Source organism: Salmonella sp. SG203 (assembly GCF_013350575.1).
Lineage (GTDB): Bacteria > Pseudomonadota > Gammaproteobacteria > Enterobacterales > Enterobacteriaceae > Salmonella > Salmonella enterica.
On the sequence record NZ_SNMT01000030.1, the window covers coordinates 21120 to 43499 of the forward strand.

22 protein-coding genes and 7 pseudogenes are annotated in these 22380 nt (G+C 51.0%); 12 read left to right on the forward strand and 17 right to left on the reverse strand.

The window, feature by feature from the left end; genetic code table 11:
* Positions 1–139: 139 nt before the first annotated feature.
* Positions 140–265: a hypothetical protein gene (locus tag HV477_RS24815; protein ID WP_000457876.1), complete on the reverse strand. Its 126-nt coding sequence runs from the start codon at positions 263–265 to the stop codon at positions 140–142.
* Here HV477_RS24815 and HV477_RS28640 point away from each other — a divergent pair.
* Both HV477_RS28640 and HV477_RS24820 read left to right on the forward strand, forming a co-directional pair.
* A pseudogene (locus tag HV477_RS28640) lies at positions 256–457 on the forward strand (IS3 family transposase); the annotation flags it as partial. The gene HV477_RS24815 and the pseudogene HV477_RS28640 overlap by 10 nt on opposite strands.
* Positions 458–834: 377 nt before the next feature.
* Positions 835–1035: a PagK family vesicle-borne virulence factor gene (locus tag HV477_RS24820; protein WP_079898758.1), complete on the forward strand. Its 201-nt coding sequence runs from the start codon at positions 835–837 to the stop codon at positions 1033–1035.
* Positions 1036–1131: 96 nt separating this feature from the next.
* On the opposite strand, the pseudogene HV477_RS24825 reads toward HV477_RS24820, so the two are convergent.
* From HV477_RS24825 to HV477_RS24835, 4 pseudogenes are all read right to left on the reverse strand, one after another.
* Positions 1132–1620, reverse strand: a pseudogene (locus HV477_RS24825) (tail fiber assembly protein); the annotation flags it as partial.
* Positions 1587–1961: pseudogene (locus tag HV477_RS28290) on the reverse strand (macro domain-containing protein); the annotation flags it as partial. The pseudogenes HV477_RS28290 and HV477_RS24825, both read right to left, overlap by 34 nt.
* Positions 1953–2177: pseudogene (locus HV477_RS28645) on the reverse strand (tail fiber protein); the annotation flags it as partial. The pseudogenes HV477_RS28645 and HV477_RS28290, both read right to left, overlap by 9 nt.
* Positions 2170–2430 (reverse strand): annotated as a pseudogene (locus HV477_RS24835) (DUF1441 family protein); the annotation flags it as partial. The pseudogenes HV477_RS24835 and HV477_RS28645, both read right to left, overlap by 8 nt.
* 54 nt (positions 2431–2484) lie before the next feature.
* Between HV477_RS24835 and HV477_RS24840 the strand changes: the two are divergent.
* Both HV477_RS24840 and HV477_RS24845 read left to right on the forward strand, forming a co-directional pair.
* A complete protein-coding gene (locus HV477_RS24840; RefSeq protein WP_079898756.1) occupies positions 2485–2673 on the forward strand; it encodes a hypothetical protein in 189 nt (62 codons plus the stop codon).
* Positions 2674–2737: 64 nt separating this feature from the next.
* The gene (locus HV477_RS24845) at positions 2738–2905 is read left to right on the forward strand and encodes a lytic enzyme (protein ID WP_000789530.1); all 168 of its coding nucleotides are present in this window, start codon (positions 2738–2740) and stop codon (positions 2903–2905) included.
* A 256-nt stretch (positions 2906–3161) separates the two neighbouring features.
* Here HV477_RS24845 and HV477_RS24850 read toward each other — a convergent pair whose 3' ends face one another.
* Both HV477_RS24850 and HV477_RS24855 read right to left on the reverse strand, forming a co-directional pair.
* Positions 3162–3695, reverse strand: a complete 534-nt coding sequence (locus HV477_RS24850) for a DUF2514 domain-containing protein (RefSeq protein WP_060588443.1) — start codon at positions 3693–3695, stop codon at positions 3162–3164.
* A gap of 53 nt (positions 3696–3748) precedes the next feature.
* A pseudogene (locus tag HV477_RS24855) lies at positions 3749–3940 on the reverse strand (glycoside hydrolase family 19 protein); the annotation flags it as partial.
* Between HV477_RS24855 and HV477_RS24860 the strand changes: the two are divergent.
* Together HV477_RS24860 and HV477_RS24865 are read left to right on the forward strand one after the other, a co-directional pair.
* Positions 3929–5083: pseudogene (locus tag HV477_RS24860) on the forward strand (exonuclease VIII); the annotation flags it as partial. The pseudogenes HV477_RS24855 and HV477_RS24860 sit on opposite strands and share 12 nt — an antisense overlap.
* Before the next feature lie 29 nt (positions 5084–5112).
* A complete protein-coding gene (locus tag HV477_RS24865; protein WP_079899311.1) occupies positions 5113–6192 on the forward strand; it encodes a tyrosine-type recombinase/integrase in 1080 nt (359 codons plus the stop codon).
* Between the two features lie 373 nt (positions 6193–6565).
* On the opposite strand, the gene HV477_RS24870 is transcribed toward HV477_RS24865, so the two are convergent.
* From HV477_RS24870 to yobA, 3 genes are read right to left on the reverse strand one after another with little or no spacing between them, the layout of a single operon-like run.
* Positions 6566–6919, reverse strand: a complete 354-nt coding sequence (locus HV477_RS24870; RefSeq protein ID WP_000722368.1) for a YebY family protein — start codon at positions 6917–6919, stop codon at positions 6566–6568.
* Between the two features lie 16 nt (positions 6920–6935).
* Complete coding sequence (gene copD, locus HV477_RS24875) at positions 6936–7811, reverse strand: copper homeostasis membrane protein CopD (RefSeq protein WP_079899312.1); 876 nt, start codon at positions 7809–7811, stop codon at positions 6936–6938.
* Positions 7812–8186, reverse strand: a complete 375-nt coding sequence (gene yobA, locus HV477_RS24880; protein ID WP_000168393.1) for a CopC domain-containing protein YobA — start codon at positions 8184–8186, stop codon at positions 7812–7814.
* A 137-nt stretch (positions 8187–8323) separates the two neighbouring features.
* Here yobA and HV477_RS24885 point away from each other — a divergent pair, with 137 nt between their 5' ends.
* The 3 genes from HV477_RS24885 to exoX all read left to right on the forward strand — a co-directional run bounded on the left by HV477_RS24885 (position 8324) and on the right by exoX (position 10040).
* A complete protein-coding gene (locus HV477_RS24885; RefSeq protein ID WP_000856224.1) occupies positions 8324–8554 on the forward strand; it encodes a DNA polymerase III subunit theta in 231 nt (76 codons plus the stop codon).
* 107 nt (positions 8555–8661) lie between these two features.
* Positions 8662–9318, forward strand: a complete 657-nt coding sequence (locus HV477_RS24890) for a carbon-nitrogen hydrolase family protein (RefSeq protein ID WP_000100257.1) — start codon at positions 8662–8664, stop codon at positions 9316–9318.
* A 23-nt stretch (positions 9319–9341) separates the two neighbouring features.
* Positions 9342–10040 (forward strand): exodeoxyribonuclease X, encoded by a 699-nt coding sequence (gene exoX / locus HV477_RS24895; protein ID WP_000944285.1) that lies wholly within the window; start codon positions 9342–9344, stop codon positions 10038–10040.
* A gap of 34 nt (positions 10041–10074) precedes the next feature.
* On the opposite strand, the gene ptrB is transcribed toward exoX, so the two are convergent.
* From ptrB to yebG, 4 genes are all read right to left on the reverse strand, one after another.
* A complete protein-coding gene (gene ptrB, locus HV477_RS24900) occupies positions 10075–12126 on the reverse strand; it encodes an oligopeptidase B (protein WP_000936999.1) in 2052 nt (683 codons plus the stop codon).
* A 212-nt stretch (positions 12127–12338) separates the two neighbouring features.
* A complete protein-coding gene (locus tag HV477_RS24905) occupies positions 12339–12998 on the reverse strand; it encodes a tellurite resistance TerB family protein (protein ID WP_000024707.1) in 660 nt (219 codons plus the stop codon).
* Positions 12999–13091: 93 nt separating this feature from the next.
* Positions 13092–13445, reverse strand: coding sequence for a protein YebF (yebF, locus tag HV477_RS24910; RefSeq protein ID WP_001042123.1), 354 nt, complete (start codon positions 13443–13445; stop codon positions 13092–13094).
* A gap of 67 nt (positions 13446–13512) precedes the next feature.
* Positions 13513–13803 carry a DNA damage-inducible protein YebG gene (gene yebG / locus HV477_RS24915; RefSeq protein WP_000257723.1) on the reverse strand — a complete coding sequence of 97 codons (291 nt, stop codon included), beginning with the start codon at positions 13801–13803 and terminating at the stop codon, positions 13513–13515.
* A 130-nt stretch (positions 13804–13933) separates the two neighbouring features.
* On the opposite strand from yebG, the gene purT reads away from it, so the two are divergent.
* On the forward strand, positions 13934–15112 hold the full coding sequence (purT, locus tag HV477_RS24920) for a formate-dependent phosphoribosylglycinamide formyltransferase (protein ID WP_052932130.1): 1179 nt from the start codon (positions 13934–13936) through the stop codon (positions 15110–15112).
* A 99-nt stretch (positions 15113–15211) separates the two neighbouring features.
* Here purT and kdgA read toward each other — a convergent pair whose 3' ends face one another.
* The 3 genes from kdgA to zwf form a co-directional block, all read right to left on the reverse strand.
* Entirely contained in the window at positions 15212–15853 is a 642-nt protein-coding gene (gene kdgA, locus HV477_RS24925) for a bifunctional 4-hydroxy-2-oxoglutarate aldolase/2-dehydro-3-deoxy-phosphogluconate aldolase (protein ID WP_000800494.1), read from the reverse strand.
* Between the two features lie 37 nt (positions 15854–15890).
* A complete protein-coding gene (gene edd / locus HV477_RS24930) occupies positions 15891–17702 on the reverse strand; it encodes a phosphogluconate dehydratase (protein ID WP_001069118.1) in 1812 nt (603 codons plus the stop codon).
* A 234-nt stretch (positions 17703–17936) separates the two neighbouring features.
* Positions 17937–19412 carry a glucose-6-phosphate dehydrogenase gene (gene zwf, locus HV477_RS24935; protein WP_000301711.1) on the reverse strand — a complete coding sequence of 492 codons (1476 nt, stop codon included), beginning with the start codon at positions 19410–19412 and terminating at the stop codon, positions 17937–17939.
* Between the two features lie 341 nt (positions 19413–19753).
* Between zwf and HV477_RS24940 the strand changes: the two genes are divergently transcribed.
* The gene (locus tag HV477_RS24940) at positions 19754–20623 is read left to right on the forward strand and encodes a MurR/RpiR family transcriptional regulator (protein ID WP_020898861.1); all 870 of its coding nucleotides are present in this window, start codon (positions 19754–19756) and stop codon (positions 20621–20623) included.
* Between the two features lie 123 nt (positions 20624–20746).
* The gene (gene pyk, locus HV477_RS24945; RefSeq protein ID WP_000091156.1) at positions 20747–22189 is read left to right on the forward strand and encodes a pyruvate kinase; all 1443 of its coding nucleotides are present in this window, start codon (positions 20747–20749) and stop codon (positions 22187–22189) included.
* Positions 22190–22380: the final 191 nt, after the last annotated feature.

The window sequence follows — 22380 nt, forward strand, 5'->3', positions numbered from 1 at the left end:
GTTAGCACCATAGCGAGTCGTTTTCACAAAAAACACAGACTGTTGAAACTTTATTTATCACTTTGACATTTGCAATACATGACACATGATTAGCTTCAGCCGCCATTATAGGGAAAGCTCCATTTCCATACTCATTTACTCACTTCTCCCTGCGGAAAAAGAAATGCAGTATAGCCAGCGTGGTGCTTTTGCTGAAACCAGGCGCGAGCAACACGGCAATGATGATCGGCGTCAGAATGAGTTCGGAATCGGCATTGGCAAACAAGGCGCACAGTCGTTAATACCCACCAGCAGTTCCGGCAGGACTGCGACAATGTCGTAAGAGAGGCCTTCAGCCAGGCAAAACAGCGCTACGGTGCGCCCCGGCTTGCTGAGGAAGTGAACCTGGGGCCTGAGGTACAATGTAAAAACGATAGCGTCCAGCCTGCGCCGTCAGGGTCTGCGGCGATCTCAGTCCGGAACAATTTGAAAACCAGAACCTCGCTTAAGGCTGTATCCACAATACGCGGACAGGATCAAAACTGTTAGTGTGGCTGGCTTACAAGAATGAAGTGAAGTTGATTGATATAACAAACACTCCTGATAATGTTAACTGGCCTGTTCCTCCGGGGGGGCGAGCCAGCCATGATTTGAAAAGCACATGAAATCACTTTCACATGAATTAATTTACATTGGAAATAAAATATAATAGTGCTTATCATTTTTATTTAAGTTAAATATTTTATAAATGGTTTTTATTTACTCACCTGATGGTAATGAATAACGTTTAATATCTATAGTAAAGGATGCTGTAACCGTAAGGATAGTGTGCCACAATTTAACAGGTAACATATTATGAAACACGTTAAGAGCGTATTTTTAGCAATGGTTTTAATATTACCATCTTCACTATATTCTGCTCTTACAATAGCGGCAGACCCTCAAGATCATAAAAAAGAAGAAACAATTAAGCCAATTCCTCAAAAGTGGTGTACTCTTTGGCCTGCTGGCATACCCTTCCCTGAAGATTGGTTTAAAATGTGTAGAGGTTATTGAGTATAAATTTAATATACTAACCAGTAACCATATCAGTTATGACAGACAGGCCTTCTTCATATTTGCTATAAATAAGGCCTGAGCTTTCCTGACAAATTATAAACTACTGGCTGGTTTCTCCGGCCAGACAGGCTTTAAAGTATCAACACGGTTTACCTGTACCCGGTACTTTCTCCATGCCAGAAGAGAAGCTTTTTCTTTATTGGTTGCTTCGTCCAGATCCACTGCATCCTGTAACGGCGCGATTTTTTCAGACGCTATTTGCAGGAGTCTGTTTTTCGTTCCTTCAGCTTCACGAAGTCTGGCTGCGGCCTCCGCAGCTTCATCATTCATCCAGACCTGAGCCTTACTATCCCATTTTTTGTATCCACCACCTGGTGAAACTGATGTGACGTTTTCAGGTAGCGGACCAAGATCGGAGATATAAACCTGATTGCCGGTTGTTGTGTCGTAAACCGTCTCGCCGCGGTGATCCTCCTGCAGACTCCACGTTTGGGTTTCAGCGTCAAAAACAGCAATATGACTGGAGGGAATATCAGGAGGGGCTATATCAGTACAATTTGCCGGGCGACGCTGTCCGGGGGGACCTGACCACATCCGGCCCCCATTGCAGGTAATGCAACAGATGTAATTTTCCGGTCTTCTCCGGCGCTTTTATTGTGCTGAAAAATTGCCAGTAACGCAGCCCGTGTTGCATTATAAACCGCGTCGGTGCCGGCAATAATCAGCGGAACGCGCATCGTCGGGGCGTGAACCAGCCACGGATGTTTACTGTTACCCGTTTCAATAACAAAGGCGGTGCCGACGGGCTGTTCCCCCAGGTATTCACGGATGATATTTTGCTGTACCCGTTCCTGTAATTGCGACCCGAAATATGCCGTAATAGCAGCATCCACACCGCCGTCCATAAGACCAAAGGTTTCCGCATTACCGTCTGCGTCCACAATAACGACGTGTCCGTGTGGACCGATATACATGGTGTGCTCGTGTCCTCCGATATAAACTGTATGCGCATGGTCGCCAGCGGCCTGTGTCCACGCACCACCTCCAGGCTGAAATGAAGTGTGATTGGAATCTCCCCAGTATGAATTGATATAACCGCCGAACTGGTTAGTATGATTGCCCGTGGTATTAACGCCCCTTTTCGGAGTCAAACCAGTTCTTACGCTCTTTTGGAGTCATTTTATTCGGGTCCTGATGTTCAGCAGCCTGGGAAACGGGCGTTTCCATCAGTACGCGGATCACATCCGTCAGGAGATACAGCTTGTTTTTTTCATTGCTTCCCAGTGCCAGGGGAACGCCCGAGAGGCGACTGACAACCGTCTGTCGATATAACCCTGTAATAGCGGCAAGCTGACTGATATTGCATTTGAGGTTCTTCAGTTCGCCGTCCATTTTTACCTCTGGGGCTGTTTCTTAGCGCGCCCTCCCCCGGAAAAACGAAATATAATGAACAAAAAACATACAAACCATCATCTTTTAAAAATAAATGACATTAAAACAGAGAGTTACAACATGATGATGATGCATGAAAAATCAAAAATGCACCAAATCCCGCGCCGCTGCCGCCCCGTGGCAGGCCGCCCCGCCGGGAGTACCTTTTTAAAATGCGAACAATTATCAACAACTACCACTTAATGATTATTTATTTCATTTTGCGATATTGATTATCATTTTCAATAACAACACACAGAGAACATAAATGAAAAACATCATCACTATTATCGTAGCCATTATTATCGTTTTTTATGCAGGTATGTGGTCGCAGAAATTCCTGATGGAAGATGAGTGCCTTGATTCAGGTGGTTCATACAATGAAAATGGAATTTGCAATATTGCAGGCAGTCATCAGGATGTTCCCCCTAAGTAAGCAGAATGCTTTTTAAATTCGTTACCCACCTCTACAGATAAGGAGGCGAATGGTCACTAAAAGTAAAATCCATTGCAGAAGAATTTCCGGAAAGTTGTTATTCCAGCACCCCGACAGGTTATTCAGACAGATTTCAGCTATATCAAAACTGAGTGAGTACTTATCAGTTTCATCTGGTGAAAAACCTGTTCTTATTCATCTGGTTCCATCTGATGATATGTAGTCACTTTTTTACAGCAATATTACAGGGGGAGTTTCAATGCCTCCTGTAATTATTTGACTCTCTCACCGAATCATATACTCGTTCACACGTCATTCCTGCCCGGTAGCGCTCGTCAGCGATTCCAGCATAATGTTTAGCTTCTTCTGCAATATCTCCGAGCATGTTGGCAAGCATTCTGGCGTCGGCGTTGGTTGTTTTGCTTCTGACGGCAGCGGCAAGATTTGCGGTGTGCTTTGCGGCGTCCAGGCGGGTGGCAAGTTTTTTTGCTTCGGTACGCAGCTGGCTAACAGTGGCAGACAGGCCAGCAGCAGTGGCAGCAGATTTAGCGGCTTGCGCTTGTGCATCTTTCACAGCCTCATCACGGGCAATAATGCGGCCCTGTTCAATAATACGGGCGGCGGTCTGGGCGTTGACTTCCTGAGAGGATTCAGCGCTGTCGCGATCTGCCCATTTTTTTTGCCAGCCCCTGTCACTCCAGACATTACCGGCGATAAACGCACCAGCCATCAGCAAAATAAACACCAGCTGCAACCAGTATCTTTTCAGAAGAGCAGATAACAGATTCATACCAGCACCGATTTTGCTTTCTCAAAGCGCTCCCGCCGATCACCGATGCCGTTCTACCCTCCGTTGATGATCTGCGTAACACGTACCAGGTCGCCGGAATATTTCAGACACCCTTTAGTCACAAAAAGCCACGCTGCGGATCGGGCGGCATGACGTTCTAGCTCAAGCTGTCCTGGATTCGCCACTAGATCCAGTTTCAGTGCAACGCCACATCTGGTGTAATTCTCCAGCCCGGTAATCCTGATCTTCGCCGAACGTGGTGCGAAAGCTTTCTTGCCGTTCATGGCGTTCGCGATCCGGACTGGTACGAATATGTGCCTGATAACCCCCCAACAACCCATGAAGAAAATGCAGCAAGGCTTAGTCAGGCGGGCAAATGTCTGCGGGATATTGAGGCAGGGAGATTTCAGTGTGATGAAGAAAAACAGCAACCGACAGGCGAACTGGCAGATGAACCAGCAACGCCTGAAGCAGTGGAACAGGACACAACTGAACATCATCCGGACCCACAGCCGCTGGAGAATGAACCACCTGTAAGCCAGACAGAAGCAGGCTACCAGAAAATACGGGCAGAACTGCACGAAGCACGTAAAAACATTCCACCCAAAAACCCGGTTGATGTTGGTAAACAACTGGCAGCCGCGCGCGGTGAATATGTCGAAGACATCAGCGACCCGAACGATCCGAAGTGGGTTCATAACAATTACAGCGCCTCAAATCAGGGTGAAAAAGAAGAAGTGGTGCCGGAGGAAAAACAACCAGCAGCAGAGCCGGAGGCTGTCACCAGAAACGCGGACGGGACTTTCGATGTATCAGCGCTATTCCCGCCCCCCTCAAACCAGACCGAAAAAACGGAAGCCAGAACAGAAAGAGATGGAGAAACGCCGAAAGAGAGCAACCAGCAGGAAACGGCTGGCGATACAGGGCAGGAAATTACAACGGACGGTGGATCAGGTACTGGCGGTGATGAAGCTGGCGAAGCGGCAGATCCCGTAGAAAACGGAAATTTCACTGTCCCTGATAATATACAGCCAGGTATTTACTATGACATCCCTAACGAGGCGTATCACGCTGGCCCCGGCGTCAGTAAATCACAGCTTGACGATATCGCAGACACACCAGCAATTTATCTGTGGCGTAAAAATGCCCCCGTGGACACGGAGAAAACAAAGACTCTCGATACAGGAACGGCTTTTCACTGCCGGGTACTGGAACCAGAGGAATTCAGTAAACGCTTCATCATCGCTCCGGAATTTAACCGCCGTACCAGCGCAGGAAAAGAAGAAGAGAAAACCTTTCTGGAAGAGTGCGCCCGGACAGGAAGAACCGTGCTTACGGCAGAAGAAGGCCGGAAAATCGAACTTATGTACCAGAGTGTGATGGCGTTAACCGAGTGCATTGCTGGAGAAGTTGATCAGTGAGTCGAAAAAAGTACGATGCTAACCTTCCGAGGTACCTCACCTACCGTAAGGCCAGTAAATCTTTTTTCTGGCGTAACCCGGTAACTGACAAGGAATTTCCGCTCGGTCAGATCGCCCGCAGGGACGCTATCACACAGGCCATAGAGGCAAACAACTTCATAGCGCAAAACCACACGCCAGTGGCGCTTATTGAAAAACTAAAAGGAACGGACTCATTCACTGTGTCCGCATGGATTGATCGCTATGAGGTTTTATTACAGCGCCGGAGTCTGTCGGTTAATGCCTACAAGATTCGCAGTAATCAATTAGCGACCGTACGCGAAAAAATGGGAGAAATAATACTGGCAGAAGTAACAACCCGGCACATTGCCAAGTTTCTTGAGTCGTGGATAACCGAGGGAAAAAACACTATGGCGGGAGCAATGAGATCAGTTCTATCTGACATGTTCAGAGAGGCTATTGTCGAAGGGCATATTGTGAAAAACCCGGTGGAAGCAACCCGGATACCAGAGATTAAGGTGGCCAGGGAACGCCTGCAACTGGAAACGTATAACGCCACACGAGCGGCAGCAGAGCATATGCCTGCATGGTTCCCTCTCGCGATGGATTTAGCGCTCGTTACTGGTCAACGTAGGGAGGATATCGTAAATATGAAATTTAGTGATGTTTTTGACAACCGCTTATACGTAACTCAGATTAAAACCGGAATGAAAATAGCCATTCCCCTCTCCCTGACACTTCAGGCGCCAGGGTTACGTCCGGGAACGGTTATCGATCGCTGCCGGCTGGTAAGCAAAACCGATTTCATGATCAGTGCAGGAATCAGGAAAAATAGCCCGACCGGGAATATTCACCCGGATGGGCTGACAAAGAAATTTGTAAAAGCCAGAAAAATTTCAGACGTTAAATGTAGTGATAACCCACCGACATTTCACGAGATCCGTAGCCTGCTCGGGCGGTTGTACAAAGACGAACGCGGCGAGGAATTCGCTCAAAAACTCCTGGGCCACACCTCAGAGAACACCACGAAACTCTATCTCGATGAACGCGATAATAAAGCTTACGTGATGCTCTGATTTTGTTGTAAAAGAAATGTTAAACTGGATTTGGATGTGATATAACCAAAAAGACCGGAATACAGAAATTCGAGGAAATTTCGAGGAATTTCGAGGGGAAACACATAACCCATTGATTTATAATCCAAATAAAAAGAGACCGAATACGATTCCTGTATTCGGTCCAGGGAAATGGCTCTTGGGAGAGAGCCGTGCGCTAAAAGTTGGCATTAATGCAGGCTAAATCGCCTTGCCCTTTAAGAATAGATGACGACGCCAGGTTTTCCAGTTTGCGACGAAGGTGATTGAAAAAACCTGGCGTTTTGTCTGTTATCAGAGATAAAAAAACCGTAAGCCTTTTCGTGAAGGTTTACGGTTTTTTATTAAAAATCAGTCAGCTATTGGATGGATCACAAAGCTTTTGCGCACGTTCGATAAACGGCGCCAGACTCATTTTCTCACCGGGCTTCGCCGGGTTATCGATTTGAATGACGGCAATAGGCTGAGCGCGCGTTTTACCCTCCGCTACTTGCTGTTCGGCAATGGCATTCAAGGGATACTGCACCAGCGTACTGGGGTTGATCACATAGAGCGCCTGGCCAGGCCGACAGGTCAACATGACCTCTTCCCGATTAAACGCCCACTTGTCTTTTCCTACTTCAAAACGACTTACGGTAATCACCTGCGGCGCCGCCAACGCTACGCCCGAAGTGGCCAGCAGAAGCGCCGGAAGGAGTATTTTTTTCATTCGTTATGCCAGTCCATCAGAAAGGTTCGAGGGTTGCAAACAGGCTGACGATCGCCAGAACTATGCCTCCAACTCCCAATTCAATTTGCGTCATCCTGACAAACCATAGGTCAGTCTGGGGATTTTCCTGTCGCATACGTGGTACGAGAACATACCGATTCGTCAGCGCAATTGCTACCATAAGCACCACCAGCGCACATTTTAACAAAAGCAACTGTCCATAGGTGGTCTGCCAGATAGCGGTAAATCCCGTGATAAATAGCGTGTTGCCCATGCCTGTGAGCAATACGCCCGCCACGAAAAAGTGACCATAACGAGAAAAACGCATCATGGCGCTAATAGCATGTTGACGCCAGCGTCCCTGAGCCATGCGCATACAATAAACCACTGGCAACAACCCACCAAACCAGGCTGCGGCACAGAGTAAATGCAGAGCATGGTTAATCTGCTGTAATGTTCCCGCTACACCGTCGCGCATCGTCGCATGTCCAACGCCTGCCAGCAGGATAAACTGAGCAACGGTTAGAATAAGAAGCCGTCGTTGCATTTTTACCGGCGCAATGACTACCACCGCCAGCGTGACCAGCGCGAGGATAATTTGCCATATCCAGACCGCGCCAAAGCGGGTTTGCAGTACCGCGCCCCACACCGAGACGGAAAAAACATCGGGCCAGCCGCCGCCCATCAGTCCGCCCTGAATCGCCAGCATAAAAGCCGCGCTGATAACGCTCCAGGCGGCGGCATGTCGTTGCAGATGTAAAAATCGACGCGTCATTAAACGACGAATTGATGCGGGTGCCAGCCAGGCGCCGTAAAGCGCGCAGCCGTAGACCAGCATCACACTAGCAAAATGAATAAATCGGAGAGTTATCCAGACGAATGTCAGCATCATTTATTTCACGCTGAAGGTGTATTTCCCTTTTGTTTTATGTCCATCCACCGACACAACGTGCCAGTCTACCGTGTAAGCGCCAGATTTTAACGGCTGCTCAAGCGGGATAATCAACTGCGTTTTATCCTGTTCATTTCGCTTTGCCGGGCGCGTTTTGATGAGCTCTTGCTGAGGGCCAGTAATGGTTGCGCCGCTGAACCCTGGCTCAATCCCTTCAGAAAAGTTCAGGGTCAGCGCCTGTGGCGAGGCCGTAACGGCAGCATTCGCCGCTGGATACTGATGCGTCAGGTGCGCATGTGCCCAAGCCGCTGGCGTCGCAAATGTCGATGCCAGCAGCAGTAAAGCTAAACGTCGCGATGGTGCAGAAGAAGCCATATTCACTATTCCTTTTTGTTATACCTACGTTACAAAGAATAACCTTCAACAATCAATGAGTCGAGGATCATCATTTCCATCTTGCCATTACCGCGGACTCTTAGTACCTTCTGGCGGCAACAAAAAAGGAGACACGTATGAAAACAAATCTGGCTCAGCTTGAACAAGCGGAAATGGATAAAGTCAATGTGGACCTGGCGGCAGCCGGGGTGGCATTTAAAGAGCGCTACAATATGCCTGTTGTCGCGGAGGCGGTCGAACGTGAGCAGCCAGAGCATCTACGCGCCTGGTTTCGCGAGCGGCTGATTGCCCATCGTCTGGCTTCCGTATCACTATCCCGACTCCCTTACGAACCCAAAGTTAAATAAAAATTATATAACGTTACACTTCCTTACATGCAGACGACTACATTATAAGGCGATTCTTAACCTATGCTTTTTAGAATGGCTGTAGAGACTATGAAAAGGAAGTCATTATGTCCTCCTGGAAAATTGCTGCTGCGCAGTATGCGCCCCTGAACGCCTCGCCGGCGGAGCATGTCGCCCATCATCTGGAATATATTGAGCTTGCGGCTCGTCAACAGTGCGAACTGCTGGTCTTTCCGTCACTGTCGCTATTAGGCTGCGACGAAAGGAATAAATCGTTGCCCGCCCCGCCTGACGAGGCGCTTTTACAGCCGCTCACTCATGCGGCCGATACCCACCATATGACTATCATTGTGGGTATGCCTGTTGAGCATAACTGCCGCTTCGTAAAAGGCATCGCTATTTTTGCCCCATGGCTAACGTCGCCGCTCATGTTTCACAAAAGTCATGGCGCCTGTATTGCCAGGCAGCGAAGCGCTATCAACGTGGTGGATGAGCAGCCAGAAGGTGGTGATATAGATCCCTCATTTACGTTATTCACAACCAGTCAATGTCTTAACGAACCTGAACTCCATGCTTCTACCTCACGCTTACAACGTTTTTCGCATAAATATGCGCTGGCCGTACTGATGGCCAATGCCTGTGGCAGTAGCGCGCTGTGGGATGAAAGCGGGCAACTTATTGTTCGTGCCGATTGCGGTTCGCTATTACTGACGGGTCTGCGCACAACCGAGGGTTGGCAAGGCGATATCATTCCATTACGCTAAGGTCTTTCGGTGAGGAATGAATCATGTTGCGGATTATAGACACGGAAACCTGCGGGCTGCAGGGCGGGATCGTAGAGATAGCCTCTGTAGATGTCATTGATGGCAACATTGTCAATCCCATGAGTCACCTGATACGCCCCGATCGCCCTATTACGCCGCAGGCGATGGCGATACACCGTATTACCGAAGCCATGGTCGCCGATAAGCCGTGGATTGAAGATGTCATACCGCTTTATTACGGTAGTGAGTGGTATGTCGCTCACAATGCCAGTTTCGACAGACGCGTATTACCTGAATTGCCGGGTGAGTGGATCTGTACCATGAAGTTGTCGCGACGCCTGTGGCCGGGAATAAAATACAGCAATATGGCGCTCTATAAATCGCGCAAACTAAGCGTACAAACGCCACCGGGGCTGCATCATCACCGGGCGCTTTATGATTGCTATATCACCGCCGCCTTGCTGATTGATATTATGCGAACCACCGGCTGGACCGCGGAAGAGATGGTCAATATCACGGGCCGTCCTGCGCTGTTAACCACTTTCTCGTTCGGTAAATACCGCGGTAAGGCGGTATCTGAAGTCGCAAAACGCGATCCGGGCTATTTACGCTGGCTTTTTAATAACCTTGATAATATGAGCCCGGAACTTCGCCTGACGCTTAAACACTACCTGGAAGATGTTCAGGCTGGCGAGCAACGCAGCAATGGAACACCACAATAACCCGCGACGCTCACAAGCCGTTGCGGGCGCGCGTCTATGCGCTATGTAAGGTTCCCTGCGCCAGGCCGATTAAAAAGGCGAACTCCAGCGCGACGCCTTCGTAGGATTTAAACCGCCCCGACTTACCACCGTGCCCGGAGTCCATATCCGTACATAACAGCAGCAGACGTTGGTCCGTTTTTAGCTCGCGTAATTTTGCCACCCACTTCGCCGGTTCCCAGTATTGCACCTGGGAGTCGTGCAATCCTGTCGTCACCAGCAGGTGCGGATAGTCCTGCGCTTTGACATTGTCATAAGGACTATAGCTTTTCATATAGTCATAATATTCAATATCCTGCGGGTTCCCCCACTCTTCAAACTCTCCTGTCGTTAGTGGGATCGACTCATCCAGCATCGTGGTTAATACATCAACAAAGGGTACCTGGGCAATAACGCCGTGGAAAAGCTCGGGGCGTTCGTTGATAGCGACGCCCATTAGCATTCCGCCCGCGCTCCCGCCCATCCCATAACACAGCGACGGCGAACCGTAACCCAGTTTTAATAAGGCATCGCAGGCATCAAGATAGTCATTAAAAGTATTCCGCTTTTTGAGGAATTTGCCATCTTCATACCACTGCTGCCCCAGCTCACCGCCGCCGCGAACGTGTACGATTGCGTAAACAAAGCCACGATCCAGCAAGCTCAGTCGGCTGCTGCTGAAGTCGGCGTCAATACTGGAACCGTAAGATCCGTAGCCGTAAACCAGAAGCGGATTTTGCCCTTTACGAAAATACTTCTGATGATAAACCAGCGATACCGGCACTTCGACGCCGTCGCGTGCGGTGATCCACAGGTGTTCGCTCTGATAACAGCCAGAATCAAACCCAGGCACTTCCGTCTGTTTAAGTACCCGTCGTTCACCGGTATCCATATCCAGTTCAAACAAGGTATCTGGCGTCGTCATTGAAGAATAGCCGTAACGCAGCCGGGAGGTCTCAGGTTCGGGATTATAGGCAAGCCACGTCACGTAAGCCGGATCGTCAAAGGCGATGCCTATCACTTCACGGGTTTTACGGTTAATTTGCCGCAGGCTGGTAAGCCCCCGTTGACGCTCTTCGACCACTAACCAGTCGGTAAACAGGGTAAACCCTTCCAGCATAATATGCTCGCGCGGAGGGATCAGCTCTTCCCAGGCGTTTTCATTGCGCACGCGGGTACGGTACAACCCAAAGTTTTTACCGTTCCGGTTAGAACGCAGGTAAAACTTATGTTGATAGTGATCGAGACTATATTCGTGGTCTTTGCGGCGCGGTAAGAATGAAAACGGCTCGGCATCGGCCAGTTCCGCGTCAAGTAATAGCACTTCGCTAGTGGTGGCGCTGGCAAGATGAATCACCACATAATGCTGCGAAGTGGTTTTATGCAGGCTGACATAAAAGGTATCGTCTTTCTCCTCATATACCAGTTCATCTTGCGATGACGGAGTGCCAATCGTGTGCCGCCAAACCTGATAGGGCAGCAGCGTCTTCTTATGCTTACGCACATAGTAAAGGGTCAAGGAATCATTGGCCCAGACAAATTCAGGCGCAACGTTATCCAGCAGTTCCGGATACCAGTTACCGCTTTCGAGGTTACGAAAACGCAACCCATACTGACGACGGGATAAATAATCTTCCGCCAGCGCCATGATGGTATTATCCGGCGTAATGGCAAGTCCGCCGAGCGTATAAAATTCGCTGTGCGCGGCCCGCTGGTTCGCATCGAGCAAGGTTTCCCACACATCCCACTCTTCGCTTAACGCCGATTGTCGTTGATAGATGGCATATTCGCAGCCGGGTTCATAGATATAACGGTAGCGATAGCCGTTTTTCACATACGGAGCGGAAACTTCTCTGGGCGGGATGCGATCGATAATTTCTTTTAGAATGCGGTCCTGTAACGCCTGCTGAGAGGTCATGACCTTCCGGCCATACTCATTTTCCTGATGCAGGTAATCAAGGACTTCCGGCTGCGAGCGAGTGTCATCTCGCAGCCAGTAATAATTATCAATGCGCGTATCGCCATGTACGGTCATGGCATAGGGAATTCGATTGGCTTTTGGCAACATGTCGTTTTTTCTTTTGCGTTAATATTTGTTATATATCACGCGGCAAACACAGCGGCGTAGCATGGTAGTCCCGGTCGCTCACCTCGGTAAGCGCCTGAGATGTCACTGCTTCGCCGCTATCCTGCAACATGAATGACGTAAACTATCCATCCTATAAGGGTGGCAAAAGACACGCATGATGCAAGCGAAACATGTTACTTAATGGCAGGTTATCAGCCCGGTAGCGCCTGTTTTTGCTGCTGCAAGTCCTGCTCGATACCGTCCCGAACCTCCTGAGGAATTTTTAGTGCGTCTCCTAACGCATTCAGATAGCTACGTTCCATAAAGTGGTCAATATCAATGGCGGCGCAGCTCAGGAAGTAGATTTCCAGGGCTTCTTCTTCATTGCGAACGCCCTGTGCCAGACGTTGTGGATCAAGCGGCTGCTCAATAGCTTTTTCGATAAACACACGCCCTTGCTCTTCCACGCCTGATTCTCGCAGTTGGTGCTCAATCGCCGCGCGTTCTTTGGCATCAATATGCCCATCGCTTTTTGCAGCAAAAACCAGTGCCAGGATCAGTCGCTCAGTGCGAACATCCAGCGGGGTACTTTGGCTGCCGAATTGCGGCTCCCCCTGATGCGCGGCGCGTACTTTATCTTTGTACTTATTCCACAATACGGAACCCGCTACCGCGCCGCCGCCCACCAGCAAAGCGCCAGTACCGTATTTAGTTAATAATTTGCGCGAAGACTTATTGGCGACCAATAGTCCAGCCAGACCGCCCAGCGCGCCGGGAACCAGCAGTTTATTTAACCCCTGTTCACCGGAAGGCGATGCGGAAGCGCCTTTTTGCCCAAGAAGTGATTGTAATTGGTTCAACCAGTTAGCCATAGTACCCCTCAAATACAGACCAATAATGGTCAAGCGTACCTGAGGGGATGTCAGGAATTGTCTGTTCCGGCAAAAGAAGCGCAAATTACGCTGCTAGCGGGGCTTATATTCCGCCTTGCCGGCTTTGCAATCAACGATGACCTGATAATGAATATCGGCGCTTTTACCGCGAACGGTTAGCGGAACTGTCCATTTATCATTTTGACCCACAACGTCCTGCACATTAACCCACGCGACCGGGTCAGCCTGCCCGACCTTTTTTTGGTCGTCTGCCCACCGCACGATACGATTTTGCTGGTAGTCGCGCTTCACGCTTGCCGCAATCCCGGCGGCATCCAGCCCTTCGCACTGCGGAAACTTAACCGATTTACTCTCGGTGGATGCCGCAAATGCTGATACGCTGGCGGATAACAACAGCAGGCTCAACAACGCTCCTCTTTTATTCATACTTTTCTCCTTAGCACAATGATTCAGGAAAAGCATGGTACAAAACGCCGGGAGCGCAAGTATGGGTTCAGGCGGCTTGCTTTTTCGTTTTACTCGCGGCGTCCTTTTCAACCGCCTGCGGAGAAGGCAACTTACCGGTTTTGAGGATAGTGCTTAACACCTCTTTATGTTCCGCCAGCCACAGCGACAACGCTTCGCGCTGCCCATCTTCCAGCACGACTGGCGACTGCTCAAGCCAGGTATCAAGAAGATCGGCAGTATCGAGCATTTTGTCCCAGGCGTCGGCTTCCTTTTTACTGGTAAATGACATCTTCTCCTCACCCTCGCGAATGACTACGTATTTAACTTCAACCGCCATTTTGCAGCCCCTTATTTACCTGTGTTTATATACAGTATATTGCAAGGCAGCAAGAAAAGCAATTTATTCGAAAAGACATACGCAAACGTTTTCGTATATACTGCGCGCAGGTAAATAAGGGGACAGAAATATGACGCTATTAGGCACTGCGCTGCGTCCGGCAGCAACGCGAGTGATGTTATTAGGGGCAGGAGAATTAGGAAAAGAGGTGGCGATTGAATGCCAACGCCTGGGGATCGAGGTTATCGCCGTCGATCGCTATCCTGATGCTCCCGCCATGCATGTGGCTCACCGTTCACACGTCATTAATATGCTGGACGGCGAGGCGCTACGTCATGTGATTACAGAGGAAAAACCGCATTATATCGTGCCGGAAATAGAAGCGATCGCCACCGATACGCTGCGCGAGCTGGAGGGCGAAGGGCTGAATGTCGTGCCTTGCGCCCGTGCAACGCAGCTCACGATGAACCGCGAAGGGATCCGTCGCCTGGCCGCAGAAGAATTAGGACTGCCGACATCGACGTATCGCTTTGCCGACAGTGAGGCCAGTTTTCATGATGCGGTAGCCGCAGTGGGTTTTCCTTGCATCGTCAAACCGGTCATGAGCTCTTCCGGCAAAGGCCAGAGCTTTATCCGCTCGGCCGAACAGCTCGCGCAGGCATGGGAGTATGCTCAACAGGGCGGACGCGCTGGCGCGGGTCGCGTGATTGTGGAAGGCGTGGTTAAATTTGATTTTGAAATTACGCTGCTCACCGTTAGCGCCGTCGATGGCGTGCATTTCTGCGCGCCGGTCGGTCATCGTCAGCAAGATGGTGACTATCGCGAATCCTGGCAGCCACAGCAGATGAGCGAACTGGCGCTGAAGCGGGCGCAAGAGATTGCTCGTCATGTGGTACTGGCGTTAGGCGGTCATGGCCTGTTCGGCGTTGAACTCTTCGTCTGTGGCGATGAAGTCATTTTCAGCGAAGTCTCCCCTCGCCCGCACGATACCGGAATGGTCACGTTGATTTCTCAGGATCTTTCTGAGTTTGCGCTGCATGTGCGCGCCTTTCTGGGAATGCCCATAGGCGCTATTCGCCAGTATGGTCCCGCTGCCTCGGCCGTGATTCTGCCGCAGCTTACCAGTCAAAATGTGACGTTTGATGATGTACACGCGGCGGTAGGGGCCGGAGTGCAGGTACGGCTGTTTGGTAAGCCTGAGATCGACGGCACCCGTCGTCTTGGTGTAGCGTTAGCGACAGGTGAAAACGTTGAAGAAGCGGTGATAAGAGCGAAAAAGGCCGTCAGCCGCGTGACGGTAAAAGGCTAATGCGCCATCGCCTGATGGCGACGTTAGCGCATTTTTATCAGACCTGCCTGATCGCCACTCGTAAGCCCGATAAGCAAGCGCCATCGGGCATTTAACGGCTTACTGCTTCGCGCCTTCTACCGCTTCGCGCGCCAGTTTGGTGATGCGATCGTAATCACCCGCTTCCAGCGCGTCGGCCGGCACCAGCCAGGAACCGCCGATGCACAACACGCTTTTCAGCGCCAGATAGTCACGATAGTTTGCCGGAGAGATGCCGCCAGTTGGGCAGAAACGTACCTGAGAGAACGGACCGGCAATCGCCTGCAACGCTTTAGTGCCGCCATTCGCTTCCGCCGGGAAGAATTTGAACTCTTTCAGACCATAGTCCATGCCCAACATCAGTTCAGAAACGGTGCTAATACCGGGAATCAATGGGATAGTGCCTGCCGTCGCGGCTTTCAGCAGTGGCTCAGTCAGTCCCGGGCTAATCGCAAATTGCGCGCCCGCTTCCGTCACCTCCGCCAACTGCTGCGGATTGAGAACGGTTCCGGCGCCGACAATCGCTTCCGGCACGTCTTTAGCGATAGCGCGAATAGCATCCATCGCGCAGGCCGTACGTAAAGTCACTTCCAGAACGCGAACGCCCCCGGCCACCAGCGCTTTAGCCATCGGCACCGCGTGCTCCAGTTTATTGACTACAATGACCGGGACAACCGGGCCGGTGGTCAGGATTGCTTCTGCACTTGTTTTCCAGTTTTTCATCGGAATTCTTCTCTCGCCTGATTACTAGTGTGTCATCTTAAAAAGTGATACAGGTTGCGCCCTGCTCCGCACCCGACAGCTTTTCGCGCAGCGCGCCAAACAACTCACGCCCCGTTCCGACGCGCGACGCGCTCAGGTCCGGAATATGAGGCTGACGAGCGGCAAGTTCCGCCTCGTCGACCAGCAGAGTTAACTCACCTGTCTGCCCATTCACGCGAATGATGTCGCCATCGCGCACTTTTGCCAGTAAGCCGCCATCGTAGGCTTCCGGCGTTACGTGGATAGCTGAAGGCACTTTACCCGAAGCGCCTGAAAGTCGTCCATCAGTAACTAACGCGATTTTGAAACGGCGGTCCAATAATACACCAAGTGGCGGCATGAGTTTATGTAATTCTGGCATTCCATTCGCTTTTGGTCCCTGATGACGCACGACAACAACACAATCCCGATCAAGCAGACCCGCGTCAAACGCAGGCAGCACATCATGCTGACTTTCAAATACCATGGCAGGCGCTTCAATGATCTGGTTTTCAACCGGTACCGCAGACGTCTTCATTACTGCGCGCCCCAGATTACCGCTTAGCACCTTAGTACCGCCGTGAGGAGAGAACGGCTTATCAAAAGAGGCAATGACATCGTTATCCAGTGACCTTTCCGCGCCTTCACGCCAGTCCAGCTCGCCGTTGTTGAGCCAGGGCTCCAGCGTATAGCGTTTCAGGCCGAAGCCTGCGACAGTGTTAACGTCTTCGTGCAGCAATCCGGCATTGAGCAGCTCACGCATCAATACCGGTACGCCGCCCGCCGCCTGGAAGTGGTTAATGTCCGCCGGACCGTTCGGGTACAGACGCGCCATCAACGGAACCACTTCCGACAAATCCGAGAAGTCATCCCAGTTGATCAGAATGCCCGCCGCGCGCGCCATTGCAACCAGATGCATGGTGTGGTTGGTGGAGCCGCCGGTAGCCAGCAGCGCGACAATGCCGTTCACCACGACTTTTTCGTCGATCATTTTACCGAGCGGCATCCACGTATTGCCGTTGCCGGTAAGACGTGTTACCTGACGTGCGGCAGCGGCAGTCAATGCCTCGCGCAGCGGCGCATCCGGATGCACAAACGAAGAACCCGGCAACTGCATTCCCATAAACTCCACCACCATCTGGTTGGTGTTGGCGGTGCCGTAAAATGTACAGGTGCCCGGCGCATGGTAAGAGGCGGCTTCCGACTCCAGCAGCGCCATTCTGTCAACTTTTCCTTCCGCATATAGCTGACGAATACGGACTTTTTCTTTATTCGGCAGGCCGCTCGCCATCGGGCCTGACGGAACAAAAATCGCGGGTAAATGACCAAAAGAGAGCGCGGCCATCGCCAGCCCCGGAACGATTTTGTCGCATACGCCGAGGAATAACGCGCCGTCAAACATATTGTGAGAGAGGCCAACTGCTGCCGACATCGCTATCACTTCGCGGCTGAGTAATGACAACTCCATGCCATCCTGCCCTTGCGTAACGCCATCGCACATTGCCGGTACGCCGCCTGCGACCTGACCAACCGCATTCACGGAATGCAGGGCCTGACGAATAATTTCCGGATAATGTTCATACGGTTGATGCGCAGAGAGCATGTCATTGTAGGAGGTAATAATGGCGATATTATTGCGCAACATACTTTTCAGCGAGGCTTTGTCCTCTGGCTGACAGGCGGCGAAGCCATGCGCCAGGTTGCCGCAGGCCAGTTGAGATCGGTGGACCGTGGCGGTTTTCGCCTGCTCAATGCGGGCAAGATAGGCTTTTCGGGTCTGCTGCGAGCGTTCGACAATGCGCTGTGTTACGCGTAACAAATTAGGATTCATAGAGGCTCCTGAAATTTATCTGTCCGGCTACCGGGTTTACCATGCGTTTCATCAATGTGGAAAGACAGTGAAATACATGATGTCCGGTGATAATGGGGCAAAATCGTTTCAGGCAGTGTAATAAAAAAAGCCTCGCAGGTGAATCCACACGAGGCTTAAAAGTGCAAAAATGATTCTACAATCTGTGTTAGATCATGTTACCGGTAAAATACCACCTAAGAGTGAGTGGCAAATTTACTCAAACTCATTCCACGAACGACCGTCACGGGTAATCATCGCCACGGACGCTACCGGTCCCCAGGTGCCCGCCTGATACGGCTTCGGCGCGTCGTTGTCCATCGCCCATGCTTCGGTAATGGAGTCCACCCACTTCCAGGCTTCTTCCACTTCGTCACGGCGGACAAACAGCGCCTGAATGCCACGCATCGTTTCCAGCAGCAGGCGCTCATATGCATCCGCCAGGTGCGTCTGATTAAAGGTCTCGGAGTAGCTCAGATCAAGCTTCGTGATCTGCAGATTATGCTTATGATCCAGCCCCGGTACTTTGTTAAGCACCTGAATATCTACGCCTTCATCCGGCTGCAGGCGAATCGTCAATTTGTTCTGCGGCAGGTCTTGCCAGGACTCTTTAAAGAGATTCAGTTCAGGCGTCTTGAAATAAACCACGACTTCAGAGCACTTGGTTGGCAGACGCTTGCCGGTACGCAGATAGAATGGCACGCCCGCCCAACGCCAGTTATCGATGTCGACGCGGATCGCGACGAACGTTTCGGTGTTGCTGCTTTTATTCGCGCCCTCTTCTTCCAGATAGCCCGGCACCTTTTGCCCCTGCGCAAAGCCAGCGGTGTATTGACCACGAACCGTTTTTTCACGCACGTTGGAGCGATCAATACGGCGCAGCGATTTCAACACTTTGACTTTTTCATCGCGAATACTGTCGGCGCTCAGGTCAGACGGCGGTGACATGGCAATCATGCAGAGAATTTGCAGCAAGTGGTTCTGGATCATATCGCGCATCTGACCGGCCTGGTCAAAGTATCCCCAGCGCCCTTCAATCCCCACCTCTTCCGCTACGGTAATCTCAACGTGATCGATAGTGCGGTTATCCCAGTTATTAACGAATAACGAGTTGGCAAAACGCAGCGCCAGCAGGTTGAGAACCGTTTCTTTGCCCAGATAGTGGTCGATACGATATACCTGGCACTCTTCAAAGTATTCGCCGACCCGATCGTTAATCTCACGCGAGGTCGCCAGCGAAGTTCCCAACGGTTTTTCCATCACGACGCGCGCCGGTTTGGCGTTGAGTTTAGCCTCCCCTAACCCTTTGCAAATAGCGCCAAAGGTGCTGGGCGGCATCGCAAAATAGTTAATGGTGGTGCGATTTTTTTGATCCAGCATATCGCCCAGGCGACTAAACGCAGGCGTATCGTTAACGTCAAGATTACAAAAATCCAGACGGCCGCTCAGCGTATCCCACAAGCCTTCATCAATTTTTTCCTTCATGAAGGTTTCCAGCGCTTCACGCACAACGTGGGTATAGGCTTCTTTATCCCAGTCCGCGCGCCCCACCCCAATGATACGGGTATCCGGATGGATCTGGCCGGCTTTCTCAAGCTGATACAGGGAAGGCAGCAGTTTCCGGCGCGCCAGGTCGCCTTTCGCGCCGAAAATGACCAGGTCACATGCCTGGGCTGTTTGCGTTACCGCCATGTCATTCTCCTTAGTTAATCTCCTGGTACTTTAGCCAGGATATCGTTGTAATTTTATTACACAGCACTGTACTGCTTTTACGAGATTACGGAAACCGTAAACGCCTTTTCATGGATGAACCGGCGTTTGATTGGCAATATAATCGGCAAAACGCCTAATAAAATTGTCGCTTTTCCACACAAGCTGGAACTTAAAATCCGACGTCGGTCATGTAATGAAAAAAAACGACACCTTTTTTAGCCATTTTGCCCCCTTTGACAGCCGCCAGGAGTAATATCTAACAAAACGCGCTCGGTTTCGCGCATCATTGAAATCGCTAATACCCATGAGCCTTGCTAATCATGAATATGCTGGAAAAAGTCCAGTCTCAACTGGAACATTTAAGCAAATCTGAACGAAAAGTCGCCGATGTTATTCTGGCCGCCCCAGGCAGATCGATTCACTTAAGCATTGCCATGCTGGCCCAGGAAGCTAACGTTAGCGAGCCAACGGTGAACCGTTTCTGTCGCAGCATGAATACCCGCGGCTTTCCTGATTTTAAACTGCATCTGGCGCAAAGTCTGGCAAATGGCACCCCCTATGTTAATCGCAATGTGGATGAAGATGACAGCGTTGAGGCCTATACAGGAAAAATCTTCGAGTCCGCCATGGCCAGTCTCGACCATGTTCGTCAGTCGCTGGATAAATCGGCCGTCAACCGCGCGGTCGATTTACTGACCCAGGCAAAAAAAATCGCCTTTTTTGGTCTTGGTTCCTCCGCCGCGGTCGCGCATGACGCCATGAATAAGTTTTTTCGCTTCAATGTGCCGGTGATTTACTCCGACGATATCGTGCTGCAACGGATGAGCTGTATGAATTGTAACGATGATGACGTCGTCGTGCTCATTTCGCATACTGGCAGAACCAAGAGTCTGGTGGAACTGGCGCAGTTGGCGCGGGAAAACGATGCGATGGTGATCGCCCTGACCTCCGCTGGAACGCCGCTGGCGCGCGAAGCCACGCTAGCCATTACCCTCGACGTACCGGAAGATACAGACATTTATATGCCCATGGTCTCTCGACTTGCTCAGCTGACCGTGATAGATGTGCTGGCAACGGGATTTACTTTGCGTCGCGGGGCAAAATTCAGAGATAACTTGAAGCGTGTCAAGGAAGCGCTCAAGGAATCGCGTTTTGATAAAGAATTACTCATCAAGAGTGATGACCGCTAAAAGCAATAACAATGTTCTACCCTTTTCGTCATCCGGGGACGTTCATTTTATACCGTTAAGGTTTCAGAACGACCGGATCAATGTTCACGCAACACCAAGTTGTTTTAGTCAACGGAGTATTACATGTCCAGAAGGCTTCGCAGAACCAAAATCGTTACCACGTTAGGCCCGGCAACTGACCGCGATAACAACCTTGAGAAGGTTATCGCCGCGGGCGCAAACGTCGTACGTATGAACTTCTCTCACGGCTCGCCGGAAGATCATAAAATGCGCGCTGATAAAGTCCGTGAGATTGCCGCCAAACTGGGGCGTCATGTGGCTATTTTAGGCGACCTGCAAGGGCCAAAAATTCGCGTTTCCACTTTTAAAGAAGGCAAAGTGTTCCTCAACATCGGGGACAAATTTCTGTTAGACGCTAACCTGGGTAAAGGCGAAGGCGACAAAGAAAAAGTCGGCATTGATTACAAAGGGTTGCCGGCAGACGTCGTTCCTGGCGATATCCTGCTGCTTGACGATGGTCGAGTGCAGTTGAAAGTGCTTGAAGTCCAGGGCATGAAAGTCTTTACCGAGGTCACCGTCGGCGGCCCGCTGTCTAACAATAAAGGCATTAACAAGCTCGGCGGCGGGCTTTCTGCTGAAGCGCTGACCGAAAAAGACAAAGCCGATATTCAAACCGCTGCGCTGATAGGTGTTGACTATCTGGCCGTCTCCTTCCCGCGCTGCGGCGAAGATCTGAACTACGCACGCCGCCTGGCACGCGACGCCGGCTGCGACGCGAAAATTGTGGCTAAAGTCGAACGCGCCGAAGCGGTATGCGACCAAAACGCCATGGACGATATCATTCTGGCCTCTGACGTTGTGATGGTCGCACGTGGCGATCTGGGCGTTGAAATCGGCGATCCGGAGCTGGTTGGTATCCAGAAAGCGCTGATTCGCCGTGCGCGTCAGCTAAACCGCGCAGTCATCACCGCAACGCAAATGATGGAGTCGATGATCACCAACCCGATGCCGACCCGTGCGGAAGTGATGGACGTGGCGAACGCCGTCCTGGATGGCACGGATGCGGTTATGCTGTCTGCCGAAACCGCAGCCGGTCAGTATCCTTCTGAAACCGTTGCCGCAATGGCGCGCGTCTGCCTGGGCGCAGAAAAAATCCCCAGCATCAATGTGTCTAAACACCGTCTCGACGTGCAGTTCGACAACGTTGAAGAAGCTATTGCCATGTCTGCGATGTATGCGGCAAACCATCTGAAAGGCGTTACCGCGATCATCACCATGACGGAATCCGGTCGTACCGCGCTAATGACTTCCCGTATAAGCTCCGGCCTGCCGATTTTCGCCATGTCGCGCCATGAACGCACGCTCAACCTGACCGCGCTCTACCGCGGAGTAACGCCGGTGCATTTTGATAGCGCGGCTGATGGCGTTGTCGCGGCGCATGAAGCTGTTAATCTGCTGCGCGATAAAGGGTATCTGGTTTCCGGCGACCTGGTTATCGTGACCCAGGGCGATGTCATGAGCACCGTCGGTTCAACCAATACCACGCGTATTTTGACCGTTGAGTAAAACTCCCCCACGCCTGTTCATCAGGTAGTACAGGGTTTGTCAGCATAAAGCCTCTCTTACGAGAGGCTTTATTTATTTGATTGACCCGTCCTGAATAGCGTTGACACGTTCCAGACTTAAATCCGGAGAACGTGATGATGACTGAGTTCAAACGCACCCAACGCGATTATCCTCTATCCTTTAAAATAGCC